Below are 14,821 nucleotides of genomic sequence, written 5' to 3'. Positions count from 1 at the left end.
TTACAAAACAGGCCAGCAGGAAAACAAATTCACGATTCGGCCACTGTGTGACCTGATCGAAACAAACTTACTCTATAGATACTCCAGTAAAGCTGGATGGATCAAAAGGCAACAATATGGCTCACGCATCAGACTTGATCGCTGCCGACATCCTCGGCTACTTGAAACAACACGAAGAAAAAGACATTCTGCGCTTCCTGACTTGCGGTAATGTCGACGATGGCAAATCCACCCTGATTGGCCGCATGCTGCACGACTCCAAATTAATTTTTGAAGATCAACTGGCCGCCATCAAAAATGACTCGCAAAAGTTCAATACCACCGACGGAGAATTCGACCTGGCCCTGCTGGTCGATGGTCTGCAGTCTGAACGGGAACAGGGTATTACCATTGATGTGGCCTATCGTTATTTCTCTACCGAAAAACGTAAATTCATCATTGCTGATTGCCCCGGGCACGAACAGTACACCCGCAACATGGCAACGGGTGCCTCCAGCTGCGACGTGGCAGTTATCCTGATTGACGCCCGCAAAGGCATACAGACGCAGACTCGCCGCCATAGCTATATCGTCAGCCTGCTCGGAATCAAAAACGTCATCGTTGCCATTAATAAAATGGATCTGGTCAATTTTGATCAAGCTGTTTTTGAACAAATCAGCAAAGATTACACTGAATTTGCACGTTCATTGGGCTTTAACAATATCCACCCAATTCCACTGTCTGCGCTCAAAGGCGACAACGTGGTAGACCGCAGCACCAGCACTGACTGGTACACCGGCCCAACCATGGTCGAGCTGCTGGAACTTATTGAAAGCAACAAGGCTGACGCATTCGAAGGCTTCCGTTTTCCCGTGCAGTACGTTAACCGCCCTAACCTGGATTTTCGAGGTTTTTGCGGCACCATTGCAGCGGGTGAAATTCGCCCGGGCGAAACAATCACCACCTTACCCTCTGGTAAAACCAGTAAAGTCAGCCGCATCGTCACCGCCGATGGAGATCTCGACCTGGCCATTGCTGGCGAAGCCATTACCCTGACACTGGAAGATGAAATCGACATCTCCCGTGGTGACTTGATTTACACAGGTAAAGCTCCATTATTTGGCGATAGCTACCAGGCCGAAGTGGTATGGATGCACGAAACCCCGATGAAAACAGGCAAAGAATACCTGTTCAAGGTGGGCACCAAGAGCGTTTATGGCACGGTAGACAGTGTTCAGCATCGTGTCGATGTCAATACGATGGAACATCTCGACGCGACTGAACTGAACCTCAACGAAGTTGGCCTGGTCACCATCTCCCTAAATGCACCTGTTGCGCTGGACGAATACAGACAGGTTCCAGGTAATGGCTCATTAGTTATTATCGATCGTATCTCCAATATCACTATTGCTGCGGGTATGGTACGTGAATTGGCAGAAGGCGGTGTTGCCAAATCGATTGCTGATATGAGTTATGAGAAACGACTAGAGATGTTTAATTGTGAGGTTGAAATTTTAGCTCGTAAATGGTTTTTTAAATAAAAATATATTGTGTGCTAAGGGGGGGGTATGAGTGCTAAGTGTGAGCGTTTGACAAGTAATTATAAATGGATTGTGAAGTTCTTTTCAGTTTTCAAAAAAATAACTAGCACCATTGTTTTTAGAATATGGAACTTCCCTCATGTCGATATGGAAATTGGTTCTCATGTTACCGGTCGAGTTGAAATAAGGCAGTTTACAAATAGACCTTTAAAGTTACTGGTGAAAATGAAGAAGAAATCTCGGTTTTCAGGAAATACACTGATTCAAGGAAGTGGTTATTTGGAACTCGGAGAAAATAGCTTTGCTGGAGAAGGTTTTATTGTGGGTTGTAATGAGAGTGTCATTATTGGTGATCACGTCATGATCGCACCTAATTGTACAATTAGGGATACAGATCATGTTATTGATGATGTGAATGCCCCTATGGCTGTTCAAGGTATTAAAACTGCGCCAGTAAAAATTGGAAATGATGTGTGGATTGGCCATGGAGTGGTTATTTTGAAAGGGGTAAATATTGGACATGGCGTTGTTGTTGCAGCAGGTGCAGTAGTGATAAAAGATATCCCAGAATATGCAATAGTTGGTGGTGTTCCGGCTAAAATTATAAAATATAGATGCTAAAAATGTAAAGTTCGAATTTTAAGTGACTGTAGTTTTTTGAAGTAGAAGTGAGGATGGAAATACGATTGCTGGTAGTGATATTTTTTGTTTTTAATGTATCCTTGATACTCAATGTATAGGGGATAATAATAAGCGAAGAATTCTCCGTTGGCGATTAAATGGTAGAGTGTTGTTATATATGAATATTCAGAGTTTTTTTTGGGGTATGTGTGAAAAAAAATAAACTAGATTTTGTGGTTATAGGTGCGCAAAAAGCAGGAACCACTGCTTTGCATATGTATCTTAGAGAAAATTCTAAAATCTTCTTGCCTCCCGAAAAGGAAGCAATTTTCTTCTCAGATGATGAACGTTACTTGAAAGGAGTTAATTGGTTTTTTCATGAGTTTTTTCAAGAGGCGAATGATGAATTAAAATGGGGTAAGTCTACTCCAGCGTATAGTTGCTACTCTAATATTAGTTCAGCTAGGCTGAAAGCACATAATAGAGATATTAAAATCATATATTTATTGAGAGACCCTGTTGATAGAGCTATATCTCAATACCGTATGAATAAAAAAAGAGGCGTCGAGAATAATGAAATCAATCAGCTTTTTCAACAATTGTTCATGTCTGATTCAATGATTTCTGCTCAAAATAGCCCAACAGAAACTAATTCATACCTAGTCTGGGGGGAATATCATCGAGTCGTCAATGATTATTCTTGGGTTGAAAATGGAAATTTTTTGATGATGAACGATAATTTTCTGTCTGAGAATACTATTGATGCTGTCAAGGTTATATCTGAATTTTTAGGGGTAGATTTTGTTGCGTCAGATGTGATGTCTGAGAGGTTTCATGTGGGTGGTGTACGCAAATTTAATGTTTTGGATGATATTAAGAAATTTAAAACTTTAAAGAGTATTTGGAGAGGGGTGATTCCATTTCGTTATAGAAGGAGGGTTATGTATTGGATGGATCAATGGAATACTAAAGTTGATGATAAGATGCCCGTTCTGGATGAGGAAATGATAAATAAGTTAAAGATTCATTATAATAAAGAGTACTCTCTTATTGATGAGCTGGAATATAATGGTGGTTATTTGATAAAATGAAATATTGATATCTGGGTCTTGTTTTATGTATATAAGAAAATCGGTCATTGAAAAAATAATTTTATTGTTTTTTTTTATGATGGTTAATGAGTTTTTCTTCTTGACGGATAATAAGCTTTCCGGGGTTCCATTTGCACGTGAATTTTTTCTTGTTATATTGGTTGCTGTGTTCCTTTGGCTAGCTGTTTTAAATAGGTGTTGGATTGGGGTCAAGGAGGAGTATTTTGTAGTTCTATATGTTATCGGATGGATAGTTGTATCTCCAATTCTTGCTTGGTTGTTTCATGGTCAGCCTTTTTATTTTGGGGTTTTAGAAGAACGTAGAGTGATATTATATTTGGTTTTTTTTCCGGTATTTTATATTCTTTTATATTCTAGAGTATCATTGAGTATATTGGGAAATTATATTGTCTTGGGTTTCTTTTTTTCATCATTGGTTGGTTGGTTTTATTATTTTGGCTTGATAAGTCCAAGAGTTGATCTTTCATTTAAAGTAGATGGTAAATCATATAATGATGTGTATGAGATGTATGAGGGGTTTAGAGGAGGGCGGTTCCGAATTGCAACTGCTTTTATTGTTTGGGTCTTTGTGTATTCTTTGCTGAATTTCAGGAAGAATGGTCGATATTTATGGGCTGCTATTATATTTTATTGTGCATTATATGTTTGGTTTGTTATTCAGACTAGGACGTTGATGGCAACAATGTTTATTTCGGCATTGTTTGTTTTTAGAAAGCGTATAGATCGTATATTCTCAGTGTTTATTGCTGTAGTTCCTTTGGTGTTTGTTGTTTTTTTAATATATCCGGATGTATTTCAGAGTGAGCTTGATAAACTTTTATTATTATACGAGGATGCGGTTGAACATTCTGGTCCAAGAACTAGAGAGATTACGATTGGTATTATAATTGATGAGATTTTGAAAAACCCTGTAGGCTATGGCGCGTTATCGTTGCAGTGGAAAGATGGGTTTTTACCGATTTATAATGATAATTTTTATTTGTCGGATGTCGGTATTTTTGGTGTTTTTTACAGGTTCGGATTTTTTTCTCTGGTGGTTATTGGTATATATTATTACGTATACCTTAGTAGGGCAGTAGCTCTCAGGAAAAGCGAAAATGCTTTGGTTTTGACGGCTTGTTATGTTGTTGTGATCGAGAGTTTTGATTTGATATTTTCATCGTCAATGGCTATGGGCGGGGGGGTGTTTGGTGTTGCTTTGGCGGTGATGGCGTTTAAATATTATGGTTTTGATAATAAATGAGGATAGGTTTTGATTAGAGTTATGTTTTATAAAGTGAGGAATGTGCTTCTTTTTTTAAGGATTGTTTTTTTGAGAATTCGAGGGTGTAATATAGATTATTCAGCACGTGTGTCTTTTAAAGCAAGGATAGATTTTACTAATTCAAAAGGAGTTGTGATAGAAAAAAATGCACATGTGACATTTGATGCGATTATATTAACGCATGATTTTACTCGGAAAATTTGGAAAACTACTACAGTGAAAGAAAATAGTTTTATCGGTGCGGGGTCTATTTTGTTGCCAGGTGTAACGGTTGGTCCTCAATCTATTGTTGCCGCAGGCTCCGTGGTTACAAAAGATGTTCCACCAAATAGTATTGTCGCTGGAAATCCGGCAAAAGTTATAAGGGAAGGGGTGGAACTTGGTAAACTTGGAAGGATTATCAATCGGTGAATTATGATTAAAGTGAAAGAGTTATATCCAAATCTTTATGTTGTTGGTACGCCAAAGGCGGGGACTACATCATTGCATGATAATTTATCTTTGATAAAAACAATACAATCGCCGATAGAGAAGGAACCTCACTATTTTTCCCAAATAGGTAATAATGTACCATCTGTGAGATCTCTCTCTAAGAATGAGTATTTATCAATGTATGATTTTGAATCCAATGGAGTAAAATATTGGTTGGATTCATCTGTTTCATATTTATATCAAGGTAGAGCATTGGATGGTATCGCTAAGCAAGCAATTTCACCTCGAGTTATTATTATGCTGCGTGAGCCTGTTTCTAGAATGTATTCTCATTGGTTGATGGATTATAGAGAAGGTGTTACAAAACTTGATTTTAGAAATGCAGTCTTGATGGATTATAAGAAAACGGATAAAGGCTTCGGTTTTAACCACATGTACGTTGAATGCAGTCTTTATTACGAGGCTGTGTTGAATTGCTATAGTTATTTTGGGAAAGATAACGTTTATGTAGGATTTTTTGAAGACTTTATTAAAGATGGAAATATATTTATGGATAATTTGTTGCAGTGGTTGGAAATTGATGAGAAATGGAATGATAAACCATTACTTGTGAGTAATCCTGCTGCTGTTCCAAAAAATATTTTATATTCAACATTGTTGCATAATTTCGCATTAAGGAAGTTCTTTAAGTCGATATTGCCTCCATCTACTAGACATAAAATAAGGGCTCAATTTCTAAAGCCTGCAGTAAAAATGAACATTGATGAGTCTGATCGCCATTATTTTGAGAGATGGTTTTCTGACGATATCGAGAAACTTTCAGGTTTGATTTCTTGGGATTATAGCCGGTGGGTGGGAAAATGAATGATATTCTATTTGTGTTGGTTAGCTATAATTCCGAACAATATATTGAAGATTGTGTTCGGAGTATAATGAAATTGAGTATGGATGGCGATGTAAAAATAGTACTTGTAGATAATGCTTCTACAGATCGATCGGTAGAAATTGCAAATGCAATAGAAGGTCTTGATGTGATAGAATTGCCTGAAAATTTAGGCTTCGGTGTGGCAAATAATATAGCCTGTAATCGATATTGTTCTGATTTTTATTTTATATTTAATATTGATGCATACTTTGATGGAGAATTTAATCTAGCAAGGGTTATTTCTGTATTTGATGCTTATGATGATGTCGCTATTGTTGGTACTAAACTGGTATATCCAGATGGAAGCCCTCAGACATCTTCCTTTACGTATTCAACTCCAAGCAAATGGATAAAGCAAATATTTCCTTTCTTTGGTGATCTGAAGGCTCTAATTATGAGGGTTCCATTTTTACTGAAATTGTTATGTTTGATGAGCTCTGATGTTCGATCTTATCTAGAAAATCAGAAAATGTACGCTCCTGATTATTCAATATCTGATGTGGAGTGGATTAGTGGAGCATCAATGATTGTTCGTGGTGATTATGTGAAAATGCATGGGCTCTTTGATGAGAATATATTTTTGTATGGAGAGGATGAAGACTTATGTCTAGTCGCGAAGTCAAAAGGCTTTAGGGTTGTTCAGCAAAATACTAACCCTGTTGTGCATGTTCATGGCTGGAATAGTTCTGGAAGGTATAATGCCAAGGTCGCAGCGTTGAAGTTTAATTCTTTAAAGTTTTTTATTAATAAACATTATGCTGGTAGTTATAAGGCAGTTATTATGCGTCTGATGTTGCCTGTGTATGTTAAGGGGTGGAAGAATATATGGCGTTAATTAGAGGGCTTTTAAGTAATATTTATATTGTGGAGTCAAGTGTTTTTGTTGATGAGTTGAAGAAAATAATTAATTGTCGTATTAGTACTCTTGCATTTCTTAATATGCATGCGGTGAATATTTGTGACAAAGATTCAGAATTTAAGGAAGCTTTGTTGGAGTCTGACTTCTTATTGAGAGATGGAGTCGGTATTGAAATATGTATGAAGCTTTATGGTATATCCCCAGGTGAAAACTTGAATGGAACAGATTTAATACCAAAAATTTTAAATTCTTTAGATTGTGAGCAGAATGTGGTTCTTCTGGGAAGTAAGGATGAAGTTCTTTGTGAAGCTCAGAAGGTTATTGATAAACGCTTCAATTGTAATGTCGTTGGTACTTTGAATGGATATGAATATACTTTCAATGAATACTTGGAATTTGTTTCTAAGGTTAAACCTAGTTTGATAATACTTGCTATGGGGATGCCAAAACAGGAGAAGCTTGCATTTTTTCTTAAAAAAAACTACGAAAATGAAAATGGATCTTTAATCATATCTGGAGGAGCTATCTTGAGTTTTATAACTGGTTATGAAAAAAGAGCCCCAGTATTTGTCAGGAAACTGAGGTGTGAATGGATTTGGCGTCTAGCTATGGATCCTTTTAGATTGTGGAAAAGATTTGTTGTTGGTGGTATGAAATTCTTTTTATTAATGGTTATACCTCTTTTGAAAAATAAATAATATCCTTAGGGTGTTAGATGATTTCGATATGGTATGTTCGTTTTTTCTTGACTTGCCAAGCGTTTAAAGCGGTAACAGTATTGTAATTCAAAATCATCCGTAATATTAAAGTTGCCACCAAATTAAAATTTTAATAAGCAACAAAAAAGTATTAAAAATAATTCTTAGATGTTGCATATGTTGTCACTAATTTCCGAGTCGTTCTAGTCTGTAGTCCCCATTTAGTACGGACAGCCACCAATCTTCATTTTCTAGGTACCATTGGACAGTTTTTCGGATTCCACTTTCAAAGGTTTCTGTCGGTTCCCAGTTAAGTTCTTTTTGGATTTTAGTGGCATCAATCGCATAGCGCTGATCATGTCCAGGCCGGTCTTTTACAAAAGTAATTAAATCTCGGTAGTATTGCACTCCTACTGGCTTTTTGGGTGATAGTTCTTCTAGTAGACTGCAGATTGTTTCCACTACTGTAAGATTGGATTTTTCGTTATGACCGCCAATATTATAGGTTTCATTAGCTTCCCCTTGGGTCGCAACTGTTATTAGAGCTCTTGCATGATCTTCTACATAAAGCCAATCCCGGATCTGAGAGCCTGTTCCATATACCGGCAGTGATTTTCCTTGCAGTGCATTTAAAATCACGTGTGGAATTAATTTTTCAGGAAAATGGAAGGGTCCATAATTATTAGAGCAATTAGTGACAACTATTGGCAGGTTGTAGGTTCGACCCCATGCTCTCACTAAATGATCAGATGATGCCTTACTAGCTGAGTATGGAGAGCTGGGAGAGTATGGTGTGTTTTCTGTGAATAACTCATCCGTACTTTCTAGATCACCGTATACTTCATCAGTGGAGATGTGATGGAATCGAAACTGTTGCTGCCGTTCCTTTGGGAGTGTTGAATGGAACTTTCGAGTCGCTTCAAGTAAGTTGAATGTGCCAATAATATTGGTTTGAATGAAATCGTCAGGGCCATCGATTGAGCGATCAACGTGACTTTCGGCAGCCAGGTGCATGATAATGTCCGGCCGGTACTTTTTGATGGCTTCTTCTATCGCGGCAGCATTTCGTAAATCTACTTTTGTGAATGTGTAGCGTTTATTCTGAGATATTGAATCTAGTGAATTTAGGTTGCCAGCATAAGTAAGGCAATCCAAGTTGATGACGGCGTGGTCTGTCTCATTGATCAGGTGTCGGATAACGGCACTTCCAATAAAGCCGGCCCCACCAGTGACTAAAAATTTCATTGTGCTTGACCCAAGTTAGGTATATATTTTGCTGTTTTTAAGCGCTATTTTTTAAGTTTTCTCTACTTTCTATTGTCCGAAGACAATCATACAAGCTAAGGGTACTGCATTGACTAGTCAATTTCATCTTGATTGGCTAGCCAATAAATGTAGCATACAAAATCATGGAATACATTTGGAGAGAATATGAGTTCATATAAAGGGATTGTTTTGGCTGGTGGCTCTGGGACGCGGTTGCACCCCATCACACGAGGTGTGTCCAAGCAATTGTTACCAATCTATGACAAGCCAATGATTTTTTACCCTATATCTGTGCTTATGTTGGCAGGTATCAGAGAAATTCTTATTATTTCCACTCCTGAAGATATGCCGTCTTTTCAGCGCATGTTAGGGTCTGGTAAGGTGTACGGTGTACGCTTTAGCTATGCGGTTCAGTCATCCCCTGATGGGCTGGCTCAAGCATTCCTGATTGGGGAGGAATTTTTAGCTGGGGCACCGGCTGCGCTGGTGTTGGGAGATAACATTTTCTATGGCCATCATTTTAGTACCAATCTTGTCAATGCTGTGGAGCGTAAAGATGGAGCCACTGTTTTTGGCTATCACGTAAGTGACCCCGAGCGATTTGGGGTTGTAGAGTTTGATGGTAGTGGCAAGGCACTTTCCATTGAAGAAAAACCAACCAATCCCAAGTCTAGCTATGCTGTTACCGGTTTGTATTTCTATGATGGCGATATTGTCGATGTCGCTAAAGCGGTGAAGCCTTCTCCTCGTGGTGAGCTTGAGATTACCGATATCAATAACATGTATCTAGAAGCAGGTAAACTGAATGTGGAGGTGTTGGGCCGAGGTTTTGCTTGGCTGGATACCGGTACTCATGACTCTTTGATCGAAGCAGGCATGTTCGTCAATACCATTGAGCAACGCCAAGGATTCAAAATAGCCTGTTTGGAAGAAATTGCATTTGACCGTGGATGGATTACTGCTGAACAGTTGGAGGTTGAGGCCAATGCTTTGAGAAAAACAGGTTATGGTCGATACTTGTTCAAGATATTGAAAGAGGCGGGTGTTTGATGAATGTGACTGAAACATCAATAAATGGCGTTGTTATCATTGAACCTAGAGTGTTTGGTGATGAAAGAGGCTTTTTCTTGGAGACATTCCAGGCAGAGCGTTACCGGGATATGGCTGGTATTAACGAAACCTTTGTACAAGACAATCATTCTCGCTCTCGAAAAGGGGTATTACGAGGACTTCATTTTCAGAAATCCAAGCCGCAAGGCAAGTTGGTCCGGGTTATTCGTGGCTCAGTTTTTGATGTTGCCGTTGATATTCGGCCCGGCTCCCCCACTTTTGGTCAGTGGGAAGGGGTTATTCTGAGTGAGGAAAATAAACGTCAGTTCTGGGTTCCGCCAGGTCTTGCCCATGGTTTTTTGGTTCTCTCGGATGTAGCCGACTTTGAGTATAAGTGTACTGACTATTATGATCCGTCGGATGAAGGCAGTCTTATCTGGAATGATTCAGATGTGGCCATTGAATGGCCATTGAATGAATTAGGTGATGTCGAAATCCAACTTTCCGATAAAGATGCAGTTGCCGCCTCGCTTGCACAGTTATCCTCAGGGGGAGTGTGATGCATTGGTTGATCACTGGAGCTAACGGCCAACTGGGGCGTAGTATGGCTCGATTGTTGGCTAGTTGTAAGGAGGAGTTTCAAGTACTGTCATCAGCGGATTTGGACATTACAGATGCGTCAGCTGTTAATAGTACCTTGGACTTGATTAAGCCAGATATTGTTATTAATGCAGCGGCTTATACGGCGGTAGACAAAGCAGAGTCAGAACCGGATGTCGCTCACAGAGTCAATGAGGTTGGTCCAGCTTTACTGGCTTCCTGGTGTGCTGAGAATACCGCCCGTTTTGTGCATGTGTCTACAGACTATGTATTCTCAGGAGAGGGGCGTGTTGCATGGAAAGAGACCGATGCTGTGGATCCTCAATCTGTTTATGGGGCATCCAAGTTAGCTGGTGAAAAAGCAGTACTCGCGGCTTGTCCAGAGGCTGTAATTCTCAGAACTTCCTGGGTTTTTAGTGAGTATGGCAATAATTTTGTTAAAACTATGGTCAAACTGGCCCGGCAAAGAGATCAGTTGTCGGTCGTATCCGATCAAATCGGGTGTCCTACTTATGCCGGTGATATAGCGAAGGCTATTTATTCGCTTCTGCATCGAGATGTGACTGAGAAACTGGTGGGTATTTATCATTTTTCTGGAGATGTGGCAGTGTCCTGGTGGGCATTTGCCCGAGAGGTTCATCAGCAGGCCTTAAGAGCAGGGTTGATTGAAAGATGTCCTGAATTGATTGCTATTCCTTCTTCGGAATACCCTACTCCAGCGGCTAGGCCTGCATTTTCGGTATTGGATTGCTCTCAAGCGGTCGCTGTAGGGGTTGTGCTTTCAGATTGGAAAATTGCTTTGGAGGCTGTAATTTGCAGTATTCAGTCTGAAGGGATGTAATGATTGCCATTGCTAATATGGCAAATTCTATCTGATCTGATGATTTTGAATTTAAGAATATCAATGGGATGGCTTTGAATGCTAAATAAAGGTGAATTGTAATTTTTTAGAATATTGATGGTATTTTTTAGGTGCAGAGTCTGTTTGCTTTGCTTCAAAGGAGTATTGGTACGATAAGTAGTATTTGGAGTCAAATAAGAGGTAATAATGATACCTGTCATCATGGCCGGTGGCTCCGGCACTCGTTTGTGGCCACTGTCTCGAACGGCCTACCCGAAGCAGTTTTTGAAGCTGAGTGGGCAATTAACTATGTTGCAGCAAACCGCGGCACGTCTGGATGGGATCTCAGGTCAAAATCCAATTGTTATTTGTAACGAGGCGCACCGTTTTCTGGTGGCAGAACAAATGCTGCTGGGTGGTAAAAAAATATCGATTATTCTTGAACCTGTTGGCCGTAATACGGCTCCGGCGATTGCATTGGCTGCGCTGCAGGTTATGACGGATCTGCCTGATGGTGAGGATGCTCCTGTACTACTGATTCTTGCTGCTGATCATGTTATCCAGGACATTGAGGCTTTTCAGTCTGCAGCAGAACAACTGTTACCAGCCGTAAAGGCAGGCCAGTTTGGTATTTTGGGCATTGTGCCAACTGAAGCCGCAACGGGGTATGGTTATATTCAGGCGGGAGCCGAGGTTGGCGATGGCTGCCTGGCGGTGCAGCAATTTGTGGAGAAGCCAGATGCAGCGACGGCGCAAGAATACTTGAATGCTGGAAATTATTTCTGGAACAGCGGCATGTTTATGGTACGGGCCGATCGGTATCTGGAAGAATTGGAACGGTTACGCCCGGATATTCATGCTGCTTGTGTTAAAGCGATGGCTGCCACTGTAGCGGATATGGACTTTGTTCGGGTCGATGGGGAATCCTTTGCAGAATGCCCGGATGAGTCCATTGATTACGCCATTATGGAACCACTGTCGGCTTTGGGTGGCGATCATGCTCAGGTTGTGGTTGCACCGTTGGACGCGGGTTGGAGTGATGTCGGCAGTTGGTCTGCGCTTTGGGATATTGCTGAAAAATGTGAGAACGGCAATGCCACTCTGGGTGGTGGTGACGTTATTCTGGAAGATACCACCAACAGTTTTGTCTATAGTGGTGCTCGCCTGGTGACGACATTGGGTCTGGACGGTGTCGTTGTGGTAGATACGCCGGATGCCTTGTTGGTTGCCAGTAAAGACAAGGTGCAAGAAGTCAAAAAAATTGTGGCTAAAATCAAGCAGCAAAGGCGTTCCGAGTTTGAATAGCACCGCGAAGTGTATCGCCCTTGGGGTAAATACGATTCCGTCGATAATGGTGAACGTTACCAAGTTAAGTGTATTACGGTTAAGCCAGGTGCAAAATTATCTGTACAAATGCATCATCATCGGGCTGAGCACTGGATTGGGTGTCGGGCACGGCAAAAGTAACCAATGGTGAAGAAACCTATCTGGTGACAGAAAACGAGTCTACTTATATTCCTATCGGTCAGGTGCATGCACTGGAAAATCCCGGTGTGATTGAGCTTGAAATGATAGAAGTTCAGTCTGGTTCGTATCTTGGAGAGGACGACATTGTACGCTTCAAAGACTTGTACGGTCGGGCTTGATATATTCAAAGAAGTGGCTCTGTTGGGTCGTTAATAAAGTGATTGTTGTTATATTACATTTATTACTAACTACCGTTAGTCTGGTCAGGATTTAAAATGTCTCATTTGTTATTAAAAACCGCTTTGGCAGCATTGGTGCGAGCAGCATCCGTTTTCATCGCTTTTCTATTGACTGCGGTAGTTACGCAGGTGTTGGGAGCAGAAGAGGCAGGTTTTTTTTTATTGGGTTTTACTTTATTGACAGTGCTATCCAGCTTTTTGCGTTTGGGGTTGGATAACGTTCTGATTAGGGCAATAGGCTCAGATGATCTAGCTGAGAGCGCTCAATATAAGGTGAACTTAGGATTGCGTTGGGTCCTGCTAGCAACAGTTTCGGTTGCAGTGCTTGGTGTAACTTTTGCGTCTATGATCGCCAATGATATTTTTGGTAAACCTGGCTTTACCTTGGTTTTAATCTGGGTGATGGCAGCGTTACCCGCAGTTACTTTATTTAATCTGCTTAGTTTTGCCTTTCAAGGGCAACAGCGAGTGGTGATGGCAACTCTTTTTCAGAATCTTGCTCAGGGGGCATTATTTGTTACGATTTTTGCCTTAATTGCGTGGCAATTGCCTAGATGGTTGACGGCATCTGGTGCCGCTTTTCTGTACTCTCTGGTGTCCATTTTTGTTCTGGGGCTAGCAGTGTGGTGCTGGTTTCGTCAGCCTGGGGTACAATTTTATCCCCCATCTCTAATGAAGATTGCTGATGCAGAACTATGGTTGTCCAGCTCTAATCTATGGATGGTGATTAGTATGGCATTGTTGGTGCAGTGGTCGGGTGTTTTGGTTGCAGGTATTTTTGTTGATGCTAGTGAGCTTGCTTATTTGTCTGCTGCCCAGCGTACAGCTGGTGTCACATCATTCATATTGGTTGTAGTTAATATGACTGTTGCTCCTCGTTATGCACGTTTATGGAAGGAAAGTAATCTTCAGGAAATGCGTCGTCTTGCCCGGGTGTCTACTCGCACCATGATCGTTCTTATGCTACCAATTATGGTTGTTATGCTGTGTTGGCCAGATTGGGTGATGAAGTTGTTTGGACCTGGGTTTGAGCAGGGTGCTGTGTTGCTGACTATTATGGCGATTGGACAGTTTGTTAATGTAGCAACTGGATCGGTTGGCTATCTTCTAAATATGAGTGGTCATGAGCGAGACTTGAAGCGCGTGACATTATTTTCCGGTCCTCTGACCATTGTCTGTGCCGTACTTTTTACTTACAAATTTGGTGTTTTAGGGGCTGCTTGGGCAACGGCGTTAGGGGCATCGGTACAAAGTTTGCTGGCTATGCTAATGGTGAAAAGGCGGTTGGGGTTTTGGCCGATTGGGTGAGTTTTTGAAGACAATATTTGCCATGGGAAGTTTTATTTTTACCCTGTTTTGAATCGGTAGAGTGGGATGTAGCGGAGAGGCATTGTTGATATTAATGCTAATACCAGTATTGGTGCTGCTGGGGTTAGGGGTGGCTACTTTTTTTGGGTAGTTGGTGCTTTTAAAGCCAACGGCGGATTTTTGCTGCACTATGCTATGGGTGACTCGGTTATTGCTCCGCTGCCTACGCGTGATGCGCTATTGCCTGCACTGATGTTGCTGGCTGGTAGTGCCTTGCAGGGTAAGCCTGTCAGTGCGTTATTATCTGAGTTGCCGGAACTAACCCCAGTGATCGAATCAAGGATGTACCGACCGACAAGAGCAAGGCATTGATTGTCAGTTGGGCTGAGAATCTTAACGCGATGCTTGAGTCGTTGCACTTGCCAGGTGAAGCTGTATCTGCAGACACAACTGATGGACTGCGGGTAACCTTGTCTTCTGGTGATATTGTGCACCTTCGGTCTTCCGGGAATGCGCCGGAATTACGCTGCTATGCCGAGGCTGGGAATTATCTGCAGGCGAAAGCACTGGTGAACCAGTGTCTGGAACGCGTCAATAAGGTTATTAATGCGTAAGTTGT

14 protein-coding genes and 1 pseudogene are annotated in these 14,821 nt (G+C 41.0%); 14 read left to right on the top strand and 1 reads right to left on the bottom strand.

The window, feature by feature from the left end; all coding sequences use genetic code 11:
• Positions 1–116: 116 nt before the first annotated feature.
• From cysN to SOJ49_RS14085, 8 genes are all read left to right on the top strand, one after another.
• A complete protein-coding gene (gene cysN, locus SOJ49_RS14120; RefSeq protein ID WP_369855137.1) occupies positions 117–1,520 on the top strand; it encodes a sulfate adenylyltransferase subunit CysN in 1,404 nt (467 codons plus the stop codon).
• A gap of 27 nt (positions 1,521–1,547) precedes the next feature.
• Positions 1,548–2,141, top strand: coding sequence for an acyltransferase (locus SOJ49_RS14115; protein ID WP_369855136.1), 594 nt, complete (start codon positions 1,548–1,550; stop codon positions 2,139–2,141).
• Between the two features lie 209 nt (positions 2,142–2,350).
• Positions 2,351–3,232 (top strand): sulfotransferase domain-containing protein, encoded by an 882-nt coding sequence (locus tag SOJ49_RS14110; protein WP_369855135.1) that lies wholly within the window; start codon positions 2,351–2,353, stop codon positions 3,230–3,232.
• Between the two features lie 25 nt (positions 3,233–3,257).
• A complete protein-coding gene (locus SOJ49_RS14105) occupies positions 3,258–4,496 on the top strand; it encodes a hypothetical protein (RefSeq protein WP_369855134.1) in 1,239 nt (412 codons plus the stop codon).
• Between the two features lie 9 nt (positions 4,497–4,505).
• Positions 4,506–4,928 carry a DapH/DapD/GlmU-related protein gene (locus SOJ49_RS14100; RefSeq protein WP_369855133.1) on the top strand — a complete coding sequence of 141 codons (423 nt, stop codon included), beginning with the start codon at positions 4,506–4,508 and terminating at the stop codon, positions 4,926–4,928.
• Positions 4,929–4,931: 3 nt separating this feature from the next.
• The gene (locus tag SOJ49_RS14095) at positions 4,932–5,813 is read left to right on the top strand and encodes a sulfotransferase domain-containing protein (RefSeq protein ID WP_369855132.1); all 882 of its coding nucleotides are present in this window, start codon (positions 4,932–4,934) and stop codon (positions 5,811–5,813) included.
• Positions 5,810–6,709 (top strand): glycosyltransferase, encoded by a 900-nt coding sequence (locus tag SOJ49_RS14090; protein ID WP_369855131.1) that lies wholly within the window; start codon positions 5,810–5,812, stop codon positions 6,707–6,709. The genes SOJ49_RS14095 and SOJ49_RS14090 overlap by 4 nt, the downstream gene beginning before the upstream one ends.
• Positions 6,700–7,431, top strand: a complete 732-nt coding sequence (locus tag SOJ49_RS14085) for a WecB/TagA/CpsF family glycosyltransferase (RefSeq protein WP_369855130.1) — start codon at positions 6,700–6,702, stop codon at positions 7,429–7,431. The genes SOJ49_RS14090 and SOJ49_RS14085 overlap by 10 nt, the downstream gene beginning before the upstream one ends.
• Before the next feature lie 186 nt (positions 7,432–7,617).
• Here SOJ49_RS14085 and rfbB read toward each other — a convergent pair whose 3' ends face one another.
• Positions 7,618–8,676 (bottom strand): dTDP-glucose 4,6-dehydratase, encoded by a 1,059-nt coding sequence (gene rfbB / locus SOJ49_RS14080; protein ID WP_369855129.1) that lies wholly within the window; start codon positions 8,674–8,676, stop codon positions 7,618–7,620.
• Between the two features lie 186 nt (positions 8,677–8,862).
• On the opposite strand from rfbB, the gene rfbA reads away from it, so the two are divergent.
• The 6 genes and pseudogenes from rfbA to SOJ49_RS14050 all read left to right on the top strand — a co-directional run bounded on the left by rfbA (position 8,863) and on the right by SOJ49_RS14050 (position 14,816).
• The gene (gene rfbA / locus SOJ49_RS14075) at positions 8,863–9,747 is read left to right on the top strand and encodes a glucose-1-phosphate thymidylyltransferase RfbA (protein ID WP_369855128.1); all 885 of its coding nucleotides are present in this window, start codon (positions 8,863–8,865) and stop codon (positions 9,745–9,747) included.
• Positions 9,747–10,307 carry a dTDP-4-dehydrorhamnose 3,5-epimerase gene (rfbC, locus tag SOJ49_RS14070; RefSeq protein WP_369855127.1) on the top strand — a complete coding sequence of 187 codons (561 nt, stop codon included), beginning with the start codon at positions 9,747–9,749 and terminating at the stop codon, positions 10,305–10,307. Before rfbA ends, rfbC begins: the two co-directional genes overlap by 1 nt.
• 44 nt (positions 10,308–10,351) lie before the next feature.
• Positions 10,352–11,188 (top strand): dTDP-4-dehydrorhamnose reductase, encoded by an 837-nt coding sequence (gene rfbD, locus SOJ49_RS14065; protein WP_369855126.1) that lies wholly within the window; start codon positions 10,352–10,354, stop codon positions 11,186–11,188.
• Positions 11,189–11,395: 207 nt separating this feature from the next.
• A pseudogene (locus tag SOJ49_RS14060) lies at positions 11,396–12,834 on the top strand (mannose-1-phosphate guanylyltransferase/mannose-6-phosphate isomerase).
• 96 nt (positions 12,835–12,930) lie between these two features.
• Positions 12,931–14,202, top strand: a complete 1,272-nt coding sequence (locus tag SOJ49_RS14055; RefSeq protein WP_369855125.1) for an oligosaccharide flippase family protein — start codon at positions 12,931–12,933, stop codon at positions 14,200–14,202.
• Between the two features lie 368 nt (positions 14,203–14,570).
• Positions 14,571–14,816, top strand: coding sequence for a hypothetical protein (locus tag SOJ49_RS14050; RefSeq protein ID WP_369855124.1), 246 nt, complete (start codon positions 14,571–14,573; stop codon positions 14,814–14,816).
• The last annotated feature ends 5 nt before the right edge of the window (positions 14,817–14,821 follow it).

This window comes from Candidatus Thalassolituus haligoni (assembly GCF_041222825.1).
GTDB lineage: Bacteria > Pseudomonadota > Gammaproteobacteria > Pseudomonadales > Oceanobacteraceae > Oceanobacter > Oceanobacter antarcticus.
This window is presented reverse-complemented; position numbering and strand designations above follow the sequence as displayed.